Genomic DNA, 20,732 nt, shown 5'->3' on the forward strand with positions numbered 1-20,732 from the left:
TGCAAGCTCATTTCATGAACTTACAGCTCCATCACTTATCATAGAATGTCTATTTACAGACTTTATTTCACAGACTCTTATCAATATTACAACAAAAACGGATGATTTTCTTAAATAGAATAAAATAGAAAATCACCCGAAATATATTTTAAAAATTAATTACTAAAGTTATTTTTTGATTTTAACCTTAACAAACCTTGGCCATTTTGAGCCCCTACAGCTTTTACCTGACATATAATTTTTTCTTGTTCTTTAATTTATTACTTGCAAGGGTAACTTTTTAAATGTTCAACTGCTTCATTTACTGTTGCCTGACTTTGTGGATTTGCAAATTCAGCCTTTGCCTCATCAAATTCCGCTTTAAAAATCTTCCATGAACCTAATCCACCATAATTGCCTGTTAAATCCACACGCATAAACTCACCATATGCACCGATATCATCATTTTCCAAATATAAAACATCATATGTGTTTCCATCTTCATCGTAAATTGTTGTGCCTTTTGTTAAATGTATCTAACTTGTTAGGTAAAAAATTTGTTTATTTTTTTATAACTGATAAAACCCTCTTTGAAATTATGCCTATTACTGCCCCTGTAATTATACCTGCCACTAAAAGTGCCGGCACATAATATATAACACTAACATTTTCTACCACAATTATTGCCACCATCACCTGCCCCATATTATGGCATACTGCCCCTGCCATGCTTACTCCAATAATACTAAACCCCCCTATTTTTTTAATAACTGACATAACAATGAGACTAACCACCGCTCCTGCAAGGCTATAAATGATTGACATACCACTTCCAAACATAAATCCCATAATCAGGATTCTAAGTATAGAAATAATCCAGACATCACTGATTTTTAATATATATAATGCTATAACAATTACCAGATTTGCCAATCCTAATTTCATTCCCGGAATTCCTAAATTAATGGGAATAAGAAATTCAATATAGCTAAATATTATGGCAAGTGCCACTAACATGGACATATTTGCTATTCTTTTTGTGCTCATATCTTGACCTCCCATTAAATTATTAATTATTTCTACTTTACCACAGCATCCACATCGTTATTTTCATTGACTATGTTCTGTTTAATTATCTCAACAACTACTTTATGTGGAAGACATACAATTGTCTGCCCTGTATTTTTAATTTTTCCCTGCTTTATACAATACTTATCCGGACAATCCGCCTCTTCCATTTCCACGTAACCATTATGAATATTTATTACATTTCTACCTTTTGAAGTTTTTATATCTATTATCTTGTCCTTGTTAATGTAATATTTTCCATAAACTTTGCCATCAACTGATATTTTTACAGTGGAGGCTTCACCTTTTTGTATAAAATGGATTGCACCGTACATGACACCTGCTATTAAAAGAACCACAATCACTAAAATCACGTCTTTTTTTCTCATAAACTACTCCCGTTTTTTCTAAATTCCTGCCCATTTCATTATTAAAATTAGAATCAGCCCTCTTACTATAATAAATGTAATTCCGTTTCCCTTTACCAATCCCAATTTAACATTTTGTTTTGGACAAATATTCATACATTTTTGGCACATAAAGCAATCTCCCGGCTGAATATCTTCCTTTAAATCCGGAAGTTCAATTTTTGATGAACATACCTTTGTACATCCACTGCACCCTTTTACGCACTGCTCTCTATTTCTACTTATAGAAAAAAGCGGCAGTACGGGAAGAATTGAAAACACTGCTCCCATAGGACATAAAAATCTGCAAAAAGCCTCTCACATACCGCCATTCCTTTATTCCAGAATAAACTCCCGCAAAACATAATAAAATAATTATTGTTAAAATAAAGTATTTTATTACTGACAATCTTTTATTTATACTGTCACTTATACCTACAGACTTTCTCTTTACTTTTTTACATATCCACACATAAAACTCACGAACAAAATCTCCTAAAGTTCCAAATGCACAGGCAAAACCGCAAAAAAATCGTCCAAAAACTATCGTATATAAGCATAACACAATTAATACCGTAACAAAAGATGTTTAGTTGTCAGTAATATCGCCTTGTTAAAATATAATTCATCATCCTGGAATTTAATAATATTAATACTTTTTATTTTCCCATTTTTTACTGTATCACAAACCTGAATCATTTCTCTAAAGCCCTGGGCTTCGCCATAAAAATCCCATCTCTATATGTAAAATCCTCCTGATTTATAACATTAGACAGATTTACCGGCAAAACCTTTGAGTCAGAATCTGATGAATAGTTACTATAAATTCCGTCTGTTAAATACTGCTTGTTTTCATTAGTCAATAATATCATATCGAATTTATCACCACTGTTTTGCCAAATCATTTTTTATATTTATGTATAGTTTTTGTGGTTAGTTGTAAAAAAAGACGCAACCTGCGTCTTTTAATAATGAGCCAGTCTATACTTTTCTACGTTTTTCTTAAATGTTTTCCATTTGTCCTCATGCTGTACAAAATATCTCGGGCATTCTTTCTTTGTAATATCATAATGTCTTATTACATGGCTTTCATCTATATCACATACATTTTCTAACCATGCCACAAGTTTTACTAAAGAGCTATAGGTTTTCTTTTTAAATTTTCCCGTTTCATCAGGATGACACACCTCGATGGAAATTGTATCATTATTTCTCCAGTTGCTTGCCGCAGACCATTCATTTATAGGAATGCATTGAATAATTTCCCCATCTAATCCCACAACGAAATGAGAACTTACATTAGACTGATTTCCTGCATAGAAATCATGATTTTGCTGAGCTGTTGTCCCCGGATTTCCTACATAGTGAACTACAATGTCTTTTACACCCTTTAATTTATATCCATTTCTTGAAGCGCCATCCACATCTATTATTTGAGAATCAATCCAGTCCGGTATCTTAATTTCCGCCAAATTTTTAACTTTTTTGGCCTCACTGTTTTGATTAATCCTTTTTACTACTAAACAGGACATAATAACTATGGCCGCCACAATAATAACAGCCATAACTATTCTTCCTTTTCTTAACTTTCTCTTTCTTTTGCTTTTCTTAGCCATACTTTTCCTCAAATCCGTAGTTTAACTTAATTATAACCCCTTATATAAAATGTTCGATATTTTCACTTATTCCCTGTATATTTTTTTATTCTGTAATCTCTAACTTTTTCTTTAAACAGCTCCCACTCATCTTCATGATCAACAAAATATTTAGGACACTCTTTCTCCGTAATGTCATAATGCCTTATTACATGTTCTTCATCTAAACCATAAACACTTTCAAGCCATGCCACAAGCTTAACGAGAGATTTATATGTTTTTTTGCCAAATTCTCCTGTTTCATCCATATGACACACTTCGATGGAAATGGAATCCCTATTTCTCCAATTGCTTGCCTCTGAATGTTCATCTAACGGAATGCACTGAATTATCTCTCCATCCAATCCCACAATAAAATGAGAGCTTACATCCGAGTCATCCCCTGCATAAAAATCATGATTTTGCTGAGCTGTTGTTCCGGAATTTCCTACATAATGAATTACAACATCCTTCACTTCTTTAAGTTTAATGCCCCTTCTGGACTTTCCATCCTTTTTTATTATCTGCTTATCTATCCAGGATGGTACCTGTAAAGCAGTTTCCTTTTCTGTTGTTTCTAACACCTGATGATTTTCCACCGGTGATTCTTTAATCTCTACATCAGATGATGCACTTAAATGTTTAAAAATTCCTGCCAAAAGCAATATACCTGCCGTTAACACTGTAACGGCAAGCACTGCCCTTATTTTTCTTACTTTTCTTCTTCTCTTTCTTTTGCTTAATTCACTCATTATATTCCTTCGTAAAAAATTATTACTAAATTACATTGGATTGTCACTGAACAAATTAAGTCAAAAGTGGTATTAAATATTAGTCTATGTAGTAAACATAATCTTCTTTTCTAGGTGCTGCCTCAGGTGCATCTCCCTTAATATAGCCTAAAACACAATGACCTATTCCTTCATAATCTCCTGTTATTCCAAGAGATTTAAGGATTTCTTTTCCTTCCTCACTTTCAAATTCTTCTTTTGCTCTGTGAATCCAACAACTTCCTAAACCTAAATTGTGAGCTTCAAGCATCATGTTTCCCATAACAAGACTTCCATCATAAAGATATGTATTCTTAGTTTTATCTGCCAAAACAATAAGCACTACCGGTGCTCCATAAAAAGGATCTGTGTCTGTTCCCATTATCTTTCCATTCATTTTAGATAATTTGTCCCTGACTTCCCTGTTAGTTACTGCAATTATAATAGGGGACTGATTTCCTCTTCCTGTAGCAGCATATGTTCCTGCTTCAATAACCTTGTCAATTAATTCCTTTTCCACCATATCAGGCTTGTACGCCCTGATGCTTCTTCTTGTTTTAATTGTTTCTAATACTCTATCCATAATTACCTCCATAAATAAATGGTTGTCATTTGGATTTGTTTAGAAAATACTTTGATACTATTGCCCTTAAATTTATTGACTATAATCTAAATTTAATAAAGTAATGTATCTTATTTGTATATTCTAAGCATACTTTTTAATTATTTTCCAATGACAACCATTGCTTTACATTTTATTTATTATTCTTTTCTACCTTAGCAGCTAACCTGTCACCATCTACATAAAAGCATATTGTATCTCCCATATCAACGTTTCCTTCAAGAATAACCTTAGCAGCTATTGTTTCAACATTTTTCTGCAGGTATCTCTTAAGAGGTCTTGCGCCATAAACCGGATCATATCCGTTATCTGCCACAAACTTTTTGGCATCATCAGTAAGTGAAATCTTTAAATCCCTGTCTGCTAAACGCCTATTTACGTTAGCTACAATCAAATCAACAATTCCACCTATATTGTCCTTAGTAAGTGGCTTAAACATTACGATTTCGTCTAAACGGTTAAGAAACTCAGGTCTGAAATGATTTCTTAAATCGTTCATTACAAATTCCTGATTTTCCTTCTTTATGTTTCCGGCATCATCTATTCCCTCTAACAGATATGAAGAACCGATGTTTGATGTCATAATCAGGATAGTGTTCTTAAAGTCAACTGTTCTTCCCTGAGAATCAGTTATTCGACCATCATCTAATACCTGAAGTAACACATTAAACACATCAGGATGTGCCTTTTCTACCTCATCAAATAACACTACCGAATAAGGTTTTCTTCTTACTGCCTCTGTCAGCTGACCACCTTCATCATATCCTACATATCCCGGAGGTGCTCCTATAAGTCTTGACACGCTATATTTTTCCATGTACTCACTCATGTCAATTCTTACCATATTACTTTCATCATCAAACAGATTTTCTGCCAATGCCTTTGCCAGTTCTGTTTTACCTACACCTGTAGGTCCTAAGAACAGGAAAGAACCAATTGGTTTTCCGGGATCCTTAATTCCTGCTTTAGACCTGATTATTGCCTCAGTAATCTTCGTCACAGCTTCATCCTGACCGATAACCCTCTTATGAAGAGCCTCATCAAGATGTAATGTTTTATTTTTTTCTGTTTCAGTAAGTTTTGCCACCGGAATTCCTGTCCATCTGGAAATAATTCTGGCAATTTCCTCATCTGTAACACTTTCCCTTACTAATGACAAATCCTTATCCTTTACATTTTGTTCTTCCACACCAAGCTGTTTTTGAAGTTCAGGCAACTTTCCATATTGAAGTTCTGCTGCCTTATTCAAATCATATTCGCTTTGTGCCTTCTCAATTTCTTTCTTAACATTTTCAACCTGTTCACGAAGCTGCTGCAATCTGTTTACGGAATTTTTCTCATTTTCCCACTGTGCCTTTCTGTTATTAAATTCATCACGGCTTTCAGCAAGTTCCTTCTGTAATTCCGCCAGTCTCTCTTTGCTTAAATTATCCGTTTCCTTCTTTAAAGCAGCTTCCTCGATTTCCATCTGCATAACCTTACGTCTTAATTCATCAAGCTCCGTAGGCATGGAATCCATCTCGGTTTTAATAAGGGCACAAGCCTCATCTACTAAATCTATTGCCTTATCAGGAAGAAATCTGTCTGTTATATATCTGTCTGATAAAACTGCTGCACTTACCAAAGCCCCATCCGGAATTTAAACTCCATCGAACACTTCACATCATTCCTTAACACCTCTTAGGATAGATATTGTATCTTCCACTGATGGCTCACTTACCATTACCGGCTGGAATCTTCTCTCTAACGCCTTATCCTTTTCAATATACTGTCTATACTCATCCAAGGTAGTTGCACCTATACAATGAAGTTCTCCTCTTGCTAACATAGGCTTTAGCATATTTCCTGCATCCATTGCCCCGTCTGTTTTTCCTGCGCCTACGATAGTATGAAGTTCATCAATAAATAAAATGATTTCTCCATTGCTGTTTTTTACATCTTCAAGTACAGCCTTTAACCTTTCCTCAAATTCACCTCTGTACTTTGCACCTGCCACTAATGAACCAAGGTCAAGGGAGAATATCTTCTTATCCTTTAATCCCTCCGGAACATCACCTTTTACAATACGCTGTGCCAAACCCTCTACTGCTGCTGTTTTACCAACACCGGGTTCACCAATCAGCACCGGATTGTTTTTGGTTTTTCTTGACAAAATTCTTATAACATTTCTGATTTCACTGTCTCGTCCAATAACAGGATCAAGCTTCTGATTTCTTGCTCTTTCCACTAAATCCTGACCGTATTTTGACAGTGCATCATAGGTGCTCTCCGGATTATCCGAAGTAACTCTTACATTACCTCTTACCTCTTCTAACACTCCTAAAAACTTTTCCCTTGTAATACCAAATTCTTTAAAAAGTTCCTTTATTTCCCTATTTGGTTTGTCAAGCATAGTGAGAAATAAATGTTCCACTGAAACATATTCATCTCCCATTCTCTTTGCTTCATCCTCTGCACTTATTAAAACATTATTAAGAGCCTGGCTCATATACATATTGCCGCCCTGTACTTTAGGTCTTTTGGCTATATAATCCTCAACTCTGTTTTTAAAGTACTCCGGCTGTATTTCCATCTTTTCTATTAACTTAATAATCAAACTGTCTTCTAAACTAACAAGCGCAAATAATAAATGTTCCTGATCAATTTCCTGATTTCCGTATTCTCCGGCTATCTTTTCACAATTTTGTATAGCCTCAACGGATTTTTGAGTAAATTTACTAATATTCATATATTTCGCCTCCTGTCATAAAATCTATAGGATTCTTTCTACTATGACATTTAATCTTCATAGTAAATCAGATGGGACATAAATCCCATCTGTCATCTCTTTCCTATGTATTTTATTCTACTCAGAAATTTTATATTTTTTTATATATAAAATTAACAATTTGTTACATTTTTATGTTAAATGTGCCTTACATATAATGCTAAATAACATCTTTACCATAGATTGAAAACATATCAGATATTTCCTTTATTTAACAATTTCCTTAAGAGCTTCGTATAATTTTTCCATCTCCTCATCTGTACCTATAGTTATTCTTAAATAATTATTTATCCTTGGCTTATTAAAATACCTTACATATATTTTTCTTTTCTTTAATTCCTCAAATATTTCCTCTGCCGGCACACTTTTGTGAGTTGCAAATAGAAAATTAGTCTTTGAGTCCGTAAAGGAAAATCCCAGTTTTTTAAGCGTATCCTTAGCCTTTTCACGGGTATTTATTACCTTTGATACAATTTCCTTAAAATACTTATCATCATTTATTGCAGCAGCCCCTGCACAAATAGACACATAATTCATTGTATATGAATTATATGAGAATTTAACTGCCTTAAGGGCGCTAATTAAAGTTCTGCTGCCAATGGCATATCCTATACGCATTCCTGCTAATGCGCGGGATTTAGAATAGGTTCTTACCACCAGAAGATTTTCGTATTTATTCACAAGACCAAGCACTGAAACATCTCCAAAATCAGCATAAGCTTCATCTATAATTACCACTGAATCCCTATTGTTCTTTATAATATATTCTATATCATCCAGCTGCATTTCCACTGCTGTAGGAGCATTGGGATTTGGAAAAATAATACCACCGTTTTCCACAAGATAATCTTCTTTTACAATTTCAAATTTCTCATTCAACGGTTTCATCTCATATTTTATTTTAAACAAATCTGCCCACACATCATAAAAGGAATATGTTATGTCAGGAAACAATATAGGCTTTTCTGAATTAAAAAATGTAAGAAAGCTCATTCCAATCACATCATCTGAACCTACACCTACAAACACCTGATTAGAATCAACATTATAATATTTAGCGATGGCATCAGTTAAAACTGCTGCTTCCGGGTCAGGATAAAGCCTGTTTCTGTTATTTTCAACACTTCTTACAACCTCCTGTACCATGGGTGAAGGTGGATATGGACTTTCATTGGTATTAAGTTTAATTACATCCTTATCCTTTGGCTGTTCTCCCGGCGTGTAGGGAGTAACCCTTCTTATATTATCCTGCCACATTTTTTTCTCTTCCTCCTGCAAATTAAAAAACATATTATTGTAACAAAAACCACTCCCATAAAGCAGCCTGTTGTATCAATGCAAACATCCATAACCTTAGGGCTTCTTCCTTCCACAAAATTCTGGTGAACTTCATCGGAAGATGCATACACCATACCTATAATGGTGGTTATTAAAATTACAATATATCTTTTTTTGTTTCGTATTTTTTCAAATGTCAACAAAAATGTTGAAATAAGAACTCCTAAAATTCCATATTCTCCAAAATGTCCCGTTTTTCTCACAATGAAACTTACTGTATTAAAGTATTCTTCTTTGGCCTTAACATTCATATTCTCATAATCACTTTTTAAAATATGAACAACCTGAACTGTTATTTTATCACTAAGTGATTGAGACTGTTCTCCATTTTCGGCAGAAAAGCCAAATATGGTGCTCATCCACAATGCTATAAGAGCAATAAGAATAACTCTTACTGCCCATAACTTTATAAAATATCCTTTTTTGTATGTCATTACACTGCGTAACCTTTTTTCTTTATTACATTAACAACCCTGTCAACACATTCCTCTGCTAACTGGTCTGTTTTTGCTTCAACCATAACACGGATAACCGGCTCTGTTCCGCTTTCCCTAATTAAGATTCTACCGTCATTTCCAAGCTGCTGTGCCACTTCATCTACTGCCTTTTGTACATCAGCATCATTTCTTGCCTCCGGCTTACTTGCAACCTTAACATTCTTAAGGCACTGTGGATAAATAGTTACCGGATTAATAAGCTCTGACATTTTTCTCTTAGAAGAAATCATAACCTCCATCAACTTTATTGATGTAAGGATTCCATCGCCTGTTGTTGCATATTTACTGAAAATAATATGTCCTGATTCCTCTCCGCCTAAACGGTAATCATTCTTTCTCATACATTCATATACATATTTGTCACCGACTGCTGTCTTCTCATATTTAATTCCAACAGCATCAAAGGCTTTATATAATCCTATATTTGACATTACTGTAGTAACTACAGTGTTGTTGTCAAGCTCTCCGTTTTGTTTTAAATACACACCACATACATATAAAATAAGGTCACCATTTACCACATTTCCCTGATCATCCACACAGAAACATCTGTCTGCATCCCCGTCATAGGCAAAACCAATATCTAACTTCTTTTCTTTTACAAATTTCTGTAATGCCTCAATGTGGGTAGAACCGCATCCCATATTAATATTTACACCGTTTGGTTCATTATTAATAACATATGTATCTGCTCCTAATGCATCAAATACGCTTTTTGCTATAGTCCATGCACTACCGTTTGAACAATCAAGTCCGACCTTAATGTTTCTAAAGGAATTTTTTGCCAATGTCATAAGATATCCCATATATCTGTTTCTACCTGCAAAATAGTCAATGGTTCTTCCTATTTTATCCATGGTTGCATAAGGTATTGAGTCAAAGTCTGCATCAATGTATTTTTCAACTTCATCAATGAAATTCTGCTCCATTTTTTCGCCCTTTCCATTGATAAGTTTTATTCCATTATCATAATAAGGGTTATGGCTGGCTGAAATCATAATTCCACAATCAAAATCTTCTGTTTTAACTATATATGATACACTTGGTGTTGTAGTTACATGCAATAAATATACATCTGCCCCTGTGGATGTAAGTCCTGCTGAAAGGGCATCCTCAAACATATAACTGCTTCTTCTTGTATCTTTTCCAATAGCTACGGAGCATTTATGAAATCTTCCGTAATACCATCCTATAAATCTTCCCACTTTAAAGGCATGCATAGCCGTTAAATTAACATTAGCCTCGCCTCTGAATCCATCTGTTCCAAAATATTTTCCCATTTTACGCCTCCATAATTAAAAATGGTTACATTGCTGATACTTAATAAGCACCAACATATAAATTTTCAAAGTGTCAAGTTTAAATGAACACTTTTTTAATTATATAATATCACAACGTTATTTACAATATTTTTATAACTATAAAAACCAATCCAAAACCAATGTAAAACCCTGTCATCATAAGGGAAGCAAGGTCAATAAAAGTCGATATGTTTTTTACACATTTATTACCTACAGTGTTATAATTTACTATATTGAGAAAAATTTATGTTATGTGGGGGATTTTAATATGAATAACAGCGAGAGATCTCAATTATTACAAAATACAGAAATTCTGCTTACAGAAATTGAAGGACTAAAGAAACAATTAAATTATGAAAAACAGCAACGTAAGCATTGGGAAGAGCTTGCCATGTTATTCCATGATGCCTTATGGAATGAACTAAAAGTCTCTAATCAAAATGCTTCCGTTGCTGCCAAATCATGATTATATTAAATTTATGGCTGTTTTGTATTAACCATTGTTTTTGTAAATACAAAACAGTCTTTTATTGTCAATTACAAATTCCTTATCACACACTTCAAGAGCTGCCGCCTTATGGGTAATTATTATACACGTCTTTTTATTAAGACCTTTAATCCTTTCAAGTACATGTTTTTCTGTTTTAGAATCCAGTGCCGAGGTAGCCTCATCTAACAGAAGAATTGGTGCCTTACTAAGAAGTGCCCTTGCTATTGCAAGTCTCTGGGCCTGACCTTCTGAAATGCCAAGTCCTTTTTCTCCTATAACAGTGTCAAGCCCCTTTGGAAGGTTGCATACAAAATCATAAATATCACTAATCTCCAAAGCTTCCCTTATTTCTTTATCTGTAGCGTTAGGATTTATTAACAGAATATTTTCTCTTAATGTCCCGCTAAAAAGGTAATTTCCCTGAGGTACATAAGAAAACAGGCATCTGGTATCCGGGCTTGCTTCTAAATACTTTCCATTTTCTTCATATAACCTTATACTTCCCCTTTCAGGTTTAAAAACTCCTAAAAGCATCTTCATTAATGTACTTTTACCTATTCCCGAAATCCCCCTTATAGCCACAAACTCGCCCTTTAAAAATTCTGCGTTTCCATCCTCTAATACACTTTCCCTACCATAATTAAATTTAATATTTTTAAACTCAGCCAGTTTAAACTTGGAATAAAATTTATCTGCATCAACCTTAACCTGATTTTTTCTTTCAACATCAATATCTTCAATTTCCATAATTCTTTCTGCCGATGCTAAAATTGCATAGTATTGCGGAATAACCTTGGTTATGCTTACAAAAGGCGTCTGTATCTGGGAAATAAGCTGTAATACCGCAGTAAGGGTTCCATATGTCATAGCATTGGTACATACTTTAAGGGTGCACCAGATAAGAGCAAACAAATAACCCATATTAAAGGCAAATCCAAATCCTGCATTGGCAAAGATACTGATTTTTCTTCTTTTCATCTTTGCATCATAATTTATTCTTTGCAGTTTGTCACCTTTGCGGCAAAACTCATCTTCAACTCCAAATGTTTTTACCACCAGCATACTCTCAATTGCTTCCTGAAAAAATGACCTTACCCTGCCATCTGTTTCCTGAACTTCCTTGTGAAGACTCTTAAGCTTTGACCTGAATATTAATGTTATAAAGGAAATCACCACTCCTGCAATAATAAATAATGAGGTAAATTTCCAGTCAAACAGTACCAGTACAACAAAAGCTCCTGCAAACTGAGTAATAAAATATAATACGTTTGGCATTATATTGGTTATTCCATCAGTTATTATCCTTATATCACTGGTAATGCGGTTCATTAATTCTCCACTGTGATACTTATTAATGCTGTTATATTTTTTTTCAAGTATTTCTCCAAACAGCTTAGAACGCATTTGCATTTCCATTCCTGCCTGAACTTTTATGGATAAACTTTGTGCGTATATCCGCAAAAAAAGTCTGAATGCAATAATTGCTAATATAACTATTCCATAAAAAATAATCTGATTTCTGTAATAAACAAAATCAGATTGTACCTTAGACACTGCTGCCTTTTGGGCTGCATCTATGGCGTACTTACTTACCAATGCCAATGCCGTAGATACTAATGCCAATACAATATTAGAAACACTTAAAATTAATATTTTAGGAATTTCTTTTTTCCCATTTTTAATTATCCATTTTAAACTCTTTGTATCTTTCATCTAACTATTCCTAGAAGTTTTCTTTTTATTTTTCCTGCAATATGTCTTAATTTTCTAAGCCACTTTCTTATTTTAACTGTTTTACACCACACAATACAATAAAACTTATATGACATTTCAGTTCCACTATATTCCTTACCTTTTCTTGAAAAATGTTCCACAACTCCAATAATCTGTTCCTGAGTGATACCTTTTTCGTTGACAAACTGATTATCACCACGCATTGTGTAGGTTCCGTCTTTTGGTATATCAACAATTCTATGTAATACATACTGCCCGTTATCCCTTACATAAAATGCAATGTCATATTTTTTTAATGGGAACAAGGGACTTTTCAGGGTGACACTATCCTTATTGTTTCTTAAGGTAGGAAGCATACTATTTCCTTTAGGGGTAAATCTTACTGTTCCATTATAATTTAGCTGTTCTTTTATAAGGGGAACTATATCTTCTATTGACACAACCTTATTCAAGTAAACCCTCTCCTTCTACCTTCTTAATAAAGTCATCCACATCCTTTTGGGCTATTTTCCGTTCCACCTCATACTCACTAATTAAATCCTCTATTAGCTGTTCCTTAGTAGTTCCATCTAACATCTTAGAAAAAATAAATGCTCCTGTTTCATTTAAACTCATCATTCCGTTAAAATCCAGTGTTGCCTGACCGATTGGGACAACCACATTATTCCCTGCAACATTTCTAAGTAAAAAACCTTCTCTAATCTTCATTACACTCTCCTAATTTTTTCGTATGCCGTAATCACAGCATCATCACTTATGTTACATCCCATTTTGTATATTGGGGTTGATGTTAAAATTTCTTCCATATATTGTAAGACTAAATCCATTTTTTCTTCCCTTTTAAGCCTTCTTACCGTCTGATTAAAAAACAATGGGATAGCCTCCTTAACCTCTATCGGAGTTATATGGTTCTCTTTTGCCCTTTCCAAAAAAACAATGGCTCCAAGTTTTGCCTTTACATTAATATTTAAGTCTGTTTTTCCACTCCACGGAGTTCCGTAAACAAACCACTGTCCATTTTCTAACCTTAAAACAGGTTTATCATCATTTATGATAAATGCCTTTTTCTTAAAATGCTCAAGCCACAGACCTGTGTGAGTTGATTTTCCCGTACCACTGTCTGCTGAAAACAAATATGCATATCCATCTACAACTACTGCTGAAGAATGCAGCATACAACCATGGTGATTTATTAGAAGCCTGTTAAATATAGTACCTGTATATATATATTCAATGCTTTCTAAACTACATCCCTGCATATTCTCTTCCTGCATTTTTTCATAAAATTCATTCTCCAAATCAATGACTGCATCCGCTTCCTCTTCCTTCCACATATGTCTTGCTATATACGGAAGAGCCTGTTGCCTGGTTCTTTCATAGTATGTTACCATCAAAACCTTCAACCCTGCAATCTCATATCTGTCCTTAATAAACTCCATATATCTTCCTTTAATAAATTACACCTATGAAATTGCCATAGGTGTAATTCTATAATTATTTATATTCTCCGTTATTTCCATAGCCGTAACCGTAGCCATAGCCATAACCTTTCTTTGAGTATTTACCATAGTATCCACCATAATAACCACCCTTTTCTTCAGGATCAACCTTATTTAAAACTGCTCCTAAAATTCTACATCCGGATTTTCTCATTTGCTCAATTTGTTTCTGGGCATATTTGTAACTGATATTTGCCTGTGAAATAAGGAAAATAACTCCATCTGTCTGCTGTGCAACAATGGCAGGGTCTATAACCTGACCAATTGGTGGTGTATCAATAATAACGTAATCATATTCCTTTCTTGCTGTTTCCAGCAATTCCGTAAACTTTTCGTTATTTAAAAGCTCCGCAGGATTTGGTGGAACAGGACCTGACAAAATCAAATCCATGTTTTTTACGTTAGTACTGTATCTTACATCATCTAACTGCTCTACACCTGAAAGATACTGAGTAAGTCCTTTAATTGCCTTGTTTATTTTGTACCTTCCGATTAACACTGATTTTCTTAAATCAGCATCTATAAACAAAACTTTCTTTCCTGTTTCTGCCATGGAAATGGCAAGGTTGAAAGACACCATTGACTTTCCTTCATTAGGAACACAGCTGGTAAGAGAAATTATTTTAACATCATTTCCACAGAACTGTACATTAGTTCTTAAGGTTTTATATGCTTCCTTAGTTTTAAAGTCTAAATCCGTTATTTTATCAAGATTAATATTTAACATTCCCTTACTCCTTTCCCTGGTTCTTATCCTGAACTAAGTCTTTGTTTTTAGCTGCTACCTTATCTGACTTTTTCTCTTTTTTCTTTTTCTTTTTGTCCTTCGGTGCACTGCTGCCATATCCATATCCGTAAGATGACCTTCTGCTGCTTTCCTCACTCTTTAAAGGAATAGCTGCTAAAACGCTTACTCCTAAACGTTTTTCAATATCATCCGGTGTCTTAATGGTATCATCTAATATAAATAAAATAATAACTACAAGAAGGGAAATTCCAAAACCTGCAATAAATCCCATCATGGTATTTCTCTTAACATTAGGTGATGCCGGTGTTGTAGGGAGTTCCGCCTCATCTACAGATCTTACCGGTTCAAGGTCATCCATAATTACCTTTAATCTTTCATTTGCCACCTCTCTTACCTTATCAGCAATCTTTTTTGCTAACTTAGGGTCTGTATTGGTAACTGAAATTTCCATAATTCGTGTATCTGTTTCTACATTTACGGTAATCATTTTTTCCAATGCATCCGTTGACATATCTAAATTAAGTTCTTTTTTTACCTCCTGTAAAACCGGTCGGGTTGTAAGAAGGGTCTCATAATCCTTTGCAAGATAAGATGCAAAAGCGATATCCGATGTTGTAAGCGTCTTCTGATCCGGATCCTGCTTACTTAATATATAAACCTTGGTTGTGGCAACATACTGTGGGCTAATAAAAAATTTAGTGTATACAAACGCCACCCCACCTACTAAAATTCCTATTAAGATAATAACAAAAAGCCTGTTTAAAATTGTTGCAAACAAACTTCTAACGTCAATCTCAATTTCATTTTTCATTTCATCACTTTCTATTCCATTTGGATAAAACGTATTATATCCCGGCTGACCGTCTACTTTATTGCCAAATCTGTTTTCCATTCTGTTGTCCATTTATCTACCAGTTCCTTTCAAAATTATATGTACTCACCCTTCAATATCTTTGATGGATTTTCAACTAAAATCCAGTTAAGATAATCTTCATTGTACTTTTTCTCTAAATAATTCACACATTCTTCCCAATAAACGCCTCGTCTTCCCAAACTATGAGCGTCGCTTGCAATAAGATGCAGATAATCATTATCAATAAGTTTTGATACAAATTTATGTTCACTTCCAAAAACACTTGTAACATTTACCTGCAAATATGCCCCCATTTCAATTAAGTGACTAATATTTTTATTATTTACCCCCTTAAATGCATTCCTAAGACACTTATATCTCTCACAATGAGCTATTACCGGAATATATCCTCCGTTTAGCAATGAACTTATATATTTTTCCATTTGCGAAAAAATTACTGTAGGATAAAATTCTACCAAAACATAATTTGTCTGAGCCAATGTGAATAATTCACCACTTGAAAGCATCTGTGCCATATCATTACATGCCATAATTTCATTGCCTAAAAAAAGATTCATTTCAGGAATTATTTCTTTCGCCTCTTTTTTTAATACCTGAAAATTATCTTCTATTAACTGTCCCTCCGGCATACATTCTCCGGCATGGTAATGTGGTGTACATATTACATTTCTTACACCCTGACTATACTCTTTCTTCAAAATATCTATTGATGTTTTAAGGGATGGTGAACCATCATCAACCTGAAACAGGATGTGGCTGTGAATATCTGTAATGCCTGTCATAATTGTATTCCTCCTTAATGCCACAATTATGTTTAATTGTACCAAAAAATCCACAATCATACAACTACCTAATATAATAAAATGAAATCCCACAGTATATTTTCTAACCAATATACCGTCGGATTTTTTCAAAACATTTATTTAACATATTTATATCTATTTTCCCATCGTTGCCAAAAGCCGTAGCTTCTACAGTAAAGGTATCTTTATACCCGTTTTTCCTTATATAATCAAAAAATTTATCAAAGTCAAAGTGCCCTTTTCCCGGTGGAAGTGTTTTTAATCTGCTCCACTCCATATATCCACCACCATAATCATTAACATGATAGTGTCTTATATGTTTTTCTTTCCACAATATGTCATATTTATCATCATATAAGAGATTTTCCTGACAATGAAAAGCCGCCATTTTAGTATCATATATAAAGTGAATATCTGGATACCGATTTAACAGTTCCATCCAGTGTTTCATTGGATTTTCATGATTGCACACGACATTTTCAATTAATAAATCTATCTCATAAGCTTCGGCAATTTTTCTAAGAATACCATAAGCTTCAAGATTATTTGAAAAATTAGAATCTGACGTGACTCCATCCCATAAATGAACAACCATTTTATGAACTGACAATGCCTTTGCCATTTTGCAGTTGATTTCAAACCGCCTTACGGCCTCTGCCAAATCTTCCTTAGAGCCTTTGCTTATGTACTCTCCTATATGTTTTTCGCAATGAATAACAGGAATATTTATATTTAATTCCAAAAGGAATTTCAAAATATCTCCCTCTAAGCCATACCATGTAGAATACATCATAAATTCAAATCCATCGCAGTTAAGCTTATGACAAACATCCCTTAGAATGCGATAGTCTCTGTTGTTTGGTCGTCCTATTAAAGCTCCTGTAGAGCATAGTATCTGTGCCACAATTAATCATTCACCTTTGCTAATTTTGCAGCCTGGTCGGCAGCAATACACTGATTAATTATCTCATCAATATCACCATTCATAATGTTTTCTAATCTATGAGATGTATATTTTATTCTGTGATCGGTTACTCGTCCCTGTGGGAAGTTATATGTTCTGATTTTTTCAGAACGGTCTCCTGTACCTATCTGACTTCTTCTTGCTTCTGATTCTGCATCCTGCTTTTTCTGGCACTCTAATTCATAAAGTCTTGCTCTTAATACCTTTAATGCCTTATCCTTATTTTTAAGCTGTGACTTTTCATCCTGACATGAAATAACAATACCTGTAGGAATATGAGTAAGTCTTACAGCTGAATCCGTTGTATTTACACACTGTCCACCGTTACCTGATGCTCTAAACACATCAAAACGGCAGTCATTCATATCTATTTCCACGTCTACTTCTTCTGCTTCCGGCATTACTGCAACTGTAGCTGTTGAAGTATGGATACGTCCACCGGACTCTGTTACAGGAATACGCTGTACACGATGTACACCACTTTCGTATTTAAGTCTTGAATATGCACCCTGACCGTTTACCATAAACACAACTTCCTTAAATCCGCCAAGTCCGTTTTCATTAACTGATATTAATTCTGTCTTCCATTTCTGGGTTTCCGCATACATACAGTACATTCTGTAAAGTTCAGCTGCAAACAGGGCTGCCTCGTCTCCGCCGGCACCACCTCTTATTTCAACTACAACGTTTTTGTCATCGTTCTCATCCTTTGGTAAAAGAAGAATCTTTAACTGTTCTTCCATTTCAGGAATTGAAGCTTTGGCTTCGTTCATTTCTTCCTTTGCCAATTCTCTCATTTCCTCGTCGCTTTCTTCATCTAAAATAGCAAGACTATCCTGAATGGTCTCCTGTGCTTCCTTATATTTTCTGTATAATTCCACAATAGGAGCTAAATCACTTTGTTCCTTCATAAGTTTTCTGAAATTACTCTGGTCACTTACAACATTAGGATCATTTAACTGCTCCATAATCTCGTCATATCTTTCTAATATTCCATCTAACTTTTCAAACATTTCTTTACCTACTTTCTCACAACCAAATTATCTAAGTGCAAAAACAACCCTGTCATTTTGCGAATAATCTTTTATAACTTTTACTTTTTCAAATCCCTGTTCATTTAATATTTTAGAAACAGGCCTTCCCTGATTATAGCCTATTTCAAAGAAAACTGCTCCCTGTTCTTTTAAATACCGACTTAAATTGTTACATATGTTCCTATAAAATTCAAGTCCGTCTTTTGTTCCGTCCAGCGCAATGCGGGGTTCAAAGTCTCTAACCTCAGGCATCAGCTTTTCTATTTTTTCTGATTCTATATATGGAGGGTTTGACACTATTACATCAAAACATTCCTTTATATTTTCAAATAAATCAGATTCTATAAAATCAACCCCGGCACTATTTTCTTTATTGTTAATTTCAGCAATCTCCAAGGCCTTCTTTGAAATATCTGCTCCAACAACCTGTGCATTATCACATAATTTATCTATTGATATGGCTATACATCCTGAACCGGTACACATATCAAGAACCTTTACTTTACGTTCCTGACTATTAATATATTTAATAACCTCTTCCACTAATATTTCAGTGTCCTGCCTTGGTATGAGAACATTTTCATTGACTTTAAAATTAATTCCCATAAACTCCTGATTTCCTGTAAGATGTTGAAGAGGTATATGCGCAGCTCTTTTTTCTATCAGCTGATTGTATATCTGTGCATTTTTCACATCTGTTTCCATGTCAGGATGTACCAAAAGTTTGTAATAATCTATATGAAAAACATATTCTGCCAGAAGTCTGCTGTCTATAACATAGTCTGTCACTTCTGCCTTTTTTAACTTTTCAGAAGCTTTAGCTATTAAATCTTTAATTAAAATCTTTTCCATAGTCTAAAATTTCCAATTATACCCTGAGCCTGCCTTAACTTCTTCGTAACTTTCAGGCAACGGTTCTTCTTTTTTATCTTCCGGAAGTGCAATTCCATTATCTCTTAAATAAGTTTCCCAGTCAAAAACTGCCTCAACAGCTTCTATTGCAACTTCTATCATATCATCATCAGGCTCTTTTGTTGTAATTCTCTGCATCCACAATCCCGGCTTACTTAAAGCACTGATTATAGGGTTATTAGAAGAACCTGCCTTTCTGATAAATTCGTAGGAAATGCCTGCAATTACCGGAATAAGTAATATTCTTATTAAATATTTAAGCCATACTGTATCTGTTCTGATAAGTAAAAACATAATAATACTTATAACTAACACAATTAACAAAAAGCTTGTTCCACAACGCTTATGAAATCTTGAGCTGCTTCTTACATTTTCAACATTAAGCACCTTTCCGTTTTCTATACAGTTAATACATTTGTGCTCTGCACCATGATACATAAAAGTTCTTTGTATGTCCTTCATTAATGAAATAAGTAAAAGATAGCCAATAAAAATTATCATTTTGGCAATACCTTCTATAACCGGCACATGACTCTGAGTAATGCCCGGCACATATTTTTCCATTAAATCAGCAATAAATAAAGGTAGCAGCATAAACATTACCACTGCTATTACAACAGATAAAGCCACTGTAAATCTCATTATTATTTTTTCTGCCTTATCTCCAAATTTTCTAAGAAGCCATTCCTCAAATTTATCCGGTTCTTCTTCTCCTTCATCATCAAAAAAGCTTGCAGATAATGTTAATGTTTTTATTCCTAAAATCATTGAATCAATAAAATTAAAGACTCCCCTTATAAACGGAAGGGACAGTATTTTATTACCCTTTGTTATTCCCTTATACTTTTCTACTTCTACTTCAATGGTTCCATCTGACTTTCTTACGGCAACGGCATAATCATCTTTATTTCTCATCATTATGCCTTCTAAAACTGCCTGACCGCCAATTCCTGATGAACCAAGTTTATTATTCTCACTCATATTAGTCACCTGTATATATACATAAGAAAATAGGTTGAGAATCACTTCTCAACCTGTTATCCTTAAAATTATTTGATACCATATTTTTTGTTGAACTTATCAATTCTACCACGGGCTGAAACAGCTTTCTGCTGTCCTGTGTAGAAAGGATGACATGCTGAGCAAATTTCAACATGGAGTTCTTTTTTAGTTGAACCTGTTACGAATGTGTTACCACAGTTACATGTAACGGTTGCTTCCTGGTAATCTGGATGGATTCCTTTTCTCATTACATTCACCTCTTTTTTATTTTTATGCTAATTGGCAACGC

Annotated in this window: 24 protein-coding genes and 2 pseudogenes; 1 reads left to right on the forward strand and 25 read right to left on the reverse strand. The window is 34.2% G+C overall.

Annotated features, from left to right (window positions below):
- Positions 1-260: 260 nt before the first annotated feature.
- The 13 genes and pseudogenes from Q5O73_RS04095 to glmM form a co-directional block, all read right to left on the reverse strand.
- Positions 261-452: a hypothetical protein gene (locus tag Q5O73_RS04095; protein WP_302624034.1), complete on the reverse strand. Its 192-nt coding sequence runs from the start codon at positions 450-452 to the stop codon at positions 261-263.
- 88 nt (positions 453-540) lie between these two features.
- Positions 541-1,026: a Gx transporter family protein gene (locus tag Q5O73_RS04100; protein WP_302624035.1), complete on the reverse strand. Its 486-nt coding sequence runs from the start codon at positions 1,024-1,026 to the stop codon at positions 541-543.
- A gap of 32 nt (positions 1,027-1,058) precedes the next feature.
- Positions 1,059-1,436 (reverse strand): NusG domain II-containing protein, encoded by a 378-nt coding sequence (locus Q5O73_RS04105; protein ID WP_302669088.1) that lies wholly within the window; start codon positions 1,434-1,436, stop codon positions 1,059-1,061.
- An 18-nt stretch (positions 1,437-1,454) separates the two neighbouring features.
- The gene (locus tag Q5O73_RS04110; protein WP_302624037.1) at positions 1,455-1,745 is read right to left on the reverse strand and encodes a hypothetical protein; all 291 of its coding nucleotides are present in this window, start codon (positions 1,743-1,745) and stop codon (positions 1,455-1,457) included.
- A pseudogene (locus Q5O73_RS10640) lies at positions 1,693-2,025 on the reverse strand (4Fe-4S binding protein); the annotation flags it as partial. The pseudogene Q5O73_RS10640 and the gene Q5O73_RS04110, both read right to left, overlap by 53 nt.
- A gap of 124 nt (positions 2,026-2,149) precedes the next feature.
- Positions 2,150-2,326 (reverse strand): hypothetical protein, encoded by a 177-nt coding sequence (locus Q5O73_RS04115; RefSeq protein WP_302629206.1) that lies wholly within the window; start codon positions 2,324-2,326, stop codon positions 2,150-2,152.
- Between the two features lie 93 nt (positions 2,327-2,419).
- Positions 2,420-3,070 (reverse strand): N-acetylmuramoyl-L-alanine amidase family protein, encoded by a 651-nt coding sequence (locus tag Q5O73_RS04120; RefSeq protein ID WP_302624039.1) that lies wholly within the window; start codon positions 3,068-3,070, stop codon positions 2,420-2,422.
- A gap of 62 nt (positions 3,071-3,132) precedes the next feature.
- On the reverse strand, positions 3,133-3,840 hold the full coding sequence (locus Q5O73_RS04125; protein WP_302624040.1) for an N-acetylmuramoyl-L-alanine amidase family protein: 708 nt from the start codon (positions 3,838-3,840) through the stop codon (positions 3,133-3,135).
- A gap of 79 nt (positions 3,841-3,919) precedes the next feature.
- On the reverse strand, positions 3,920-4,441 hold the full coding sequence (locus Q5O73_RS04130; protein WP_021953836.1) for a nitroreductase: 522 nt from the start codon (positions 4,439-4,441) through the stop codon (positions 3,920-3,922).
- Positions 4,442-4,613: 172 nt separating this feature from the next.
- Positions 4,614-7,208 (reverse strand): annotated as a pseudogene (gene clpB / locus Q5O73_RS04135) (ATP-dependent chaperone ClpB).
- Positions 7,209-7,454: 246 nt separating this feature from the next.
- Positions 7,455-8,504: a histidinol-phosphate transaminase gene (gene hisC, locus Q5O73_RS04140; RefSeq protein WP_302669089.1), complete on the reverse strand. Its 1,050-nt coding sequence runs from the start codon at positions 8,502-8,504 to the stop codon at positions 7,455-7,457.
- Positions 8,486-9,019, reverse strand: coding sequence for a VanZ family protein (locus tag Q5O73_RS04145; RefSeq protein ID WP_302624042.1), 534 nt, complete (start codon positions 9,017-9,019; stop codon positions 8,486-8,488). The genes hisC and Q5O73_RS04145 overlap by 19 nt, the downstream gene beginning before the upstream one ends.
- The gene (gene glmM / locus Q5O73_RS04150) at positions 9,019-10,362 is read right to left on the reverse strand and encodes a phosphoglucosamine mutase (protein WP_021953832.1); all 1,344 of its coding nucleotides are present in this window, start codon (positions 10,360-10,362) and stop codon (positions 9,019-9,021) included. The genes Q5O73_RS04145 and glmM overlap by 1 nt, the downstream gene beginning before the upstream one ends.
- Before the next feature lie 289 nt (positions 10,363-10,651).
- On the opposite strand from glmM, the gene Q5O73_RS04155 reads away from it, so the two are divergent.
- Entirely contained in the window at positions 10,652-10,849 is a 198-nt protein-coding gene (locus Q5O73_RS04155; RefSeq protein ID WP_118589340.1) for a hypothetical protein, read from the forward strand.
- Positions 10,850-10,876: 27 nt separating this feature from the next.
- Here Q5O73_RS04155 and Q5O73_RS04160 read toward each other — a convergent pair whose 3' ends face one another.
- The 12 genes from Q5O73_RS04160 to rpmE form a co-directional block, all read right to left on the reverse strand.
- On the reverse strand, positions 10,877-12,586 hold the full coding sequence (locus tag Q5O73_RS04160) for an ABC transporter ATP-binding protein (RefSeq protein WP_302669090.1): 1,710 nt from the start codon (positions 12,584-12,586) through the stop codon (positions 10,877-10,879).
- On the reverse strand, positions 12,583-13,059 hold the full coding sequence (locus tag Q5O73_RS04165) for a S24/S26 family peptidase (protein WP_302624044.1): 477 nt from the start codon (positions 13,057-13,059) through the stop codon (positions 12,583-12,585). The genes Q5O73_RS04160 and Q5O73_RS04165 overlap by 4 nt, the downstream gene beginning before the upstream one ends.
- A complete protein-coding gene (locus Q5O73_RS04170) occupies positions 13,052-13,315 on the reverse strand; it encodes a PqqD family protein (RefSeq protein ID WP_302624045.1) in 264 nt (87 codons plus the stop codon). The genes Q5O73_RS04165 and Q5O73_RS04170 overlap by 8 nt, the downstream gene beginning before the upstream one ends.
- Complete coding sequence (locus Q5O73_RS04175; protein WP_302669091.1) at positions 13,315-14,046, reverse strand: hypothetical protein; 732 nt, start codon at positions 14,044-14,046, stop codon at positions 13,315-13,317. Before Q5O73_RS04175 ends, Q5O73_RS04170 begins: the two co-directional genes overlap by 1 nt.
- Before the next feature lie 55 nt (positions 14,047-14,101).
- Positions 14,102-14,833 (reverse strand): CpsD/CapB family tyrosine-protein kinase, encoded by a 732-nt coding sequence (locus Q5O73_RS04180; protein WP_021953827.1) that lies wholly within the window; start codon positions 14,831-14,833, stop codon positions 14,102-14,104.
- Between the two features lie 4 nt (positions 14,834-14,837).
- Positions 14,838-15,758, reverse strand: a complete 921-nt coding sequence (locus Q5O73_RS04185; RefSeq protein WP_302624047.1) for a YveK family protein — start codon at positions 15,756-15,758, stop codon at positions 14,838-14,840.
- Positions 15,759-15,781: 23 nt separating this feature from the next.
- Positions 15,782-16,510, reverse strand: a complete 729-nt coding sequence (locus Q5O73_RS04190; RefSeq protein ID WP_021953825.1) for a CpsB/CapC family capsule biosynthesis tyrosine phosphatase — start codon at positions 16,508-16,510, stop codon at positions 15,782-15,784.
- Positions 16,511-16,613: 103 nt separating this feature from the next.
- Positions 16,614-17,435 carry a sugar phosphate isomerase/epimerase gene (locus Q5O73_RS04195; RefSeq protein ID WP_186840472.1) on the reverse strand — a complete coding sequence of 274 codons (822 nt, stop codon included), beginning with the start codon at positions 17,433-17,435 and terminating at the stop codon, positions 16,614-16,616.
- A gap of 2 nt (positions 17,436-17,437) precedes the next feature.
- Entirely contained in the window at positions 17,438-18,508 is a 1,071-nt protein-coding gene (gene prfA / locus Q5O73_RS04200) for a peptide chain release factor 1 (protein WP_021953823.1), read from the reverse strand.
- Between the two features lie 27 nt (positions 18,509-18,535).
- On the reverse strand, positions 18,536-19,381 hold the full coding sequence (prmC, locus tag Q5O73_RS04205; RefSeq protein ID WP_302669092.1) for a peptide chain release factor N(5)-glutamine methyltransferase: 846 nt from the start codon (positions 19,379-19,381) through the stop codon (positions 18,536-18,538).
- A gap of 3 nt (positions 19,382-19,384) precedes the next feature.
- Positions 19,385-20,422 carry a DUF1385 domain-containing protein gene (locus Q5O73_RS04210; protein ID WP_302669093.1) on the reverse strand — a complete coding sequence of 346 codons (1,038 nt, stop codon included), beginning with the start codon at positions 20,420-20,422 and terminating at the stop codon, positions 19,385-19,387.
- Positions 20,423-20,490: 68 nt separating this feature from the next.
- The gene (gene rpmE, locus Q5O73_RS04215) at positions 20,491-20,691 is read right to left on the reverse strand and encodes a 50S ribosomal protein L31 (RefSeq protein ID WP_021953820.1); all 201 of its coding nucleotides are present in this window, start codon (positions 20,689-20,691) and stop codon (positions 20,491-20,493) included.
- Positions 20,692-20,732 lie beyond the last annotated feature (41 nt).

Source organism: Eubacterium sp. AF15-50, from assembly GCF_934835595.1.
In the GTDB taxonomy this organism is placed as follows: domain Bacteria; phylum Bacillota; class Clostridia; order Lachnospirales; family Lachnospiraceae; genus Eubacterium_G; species Eubacterium_G segne.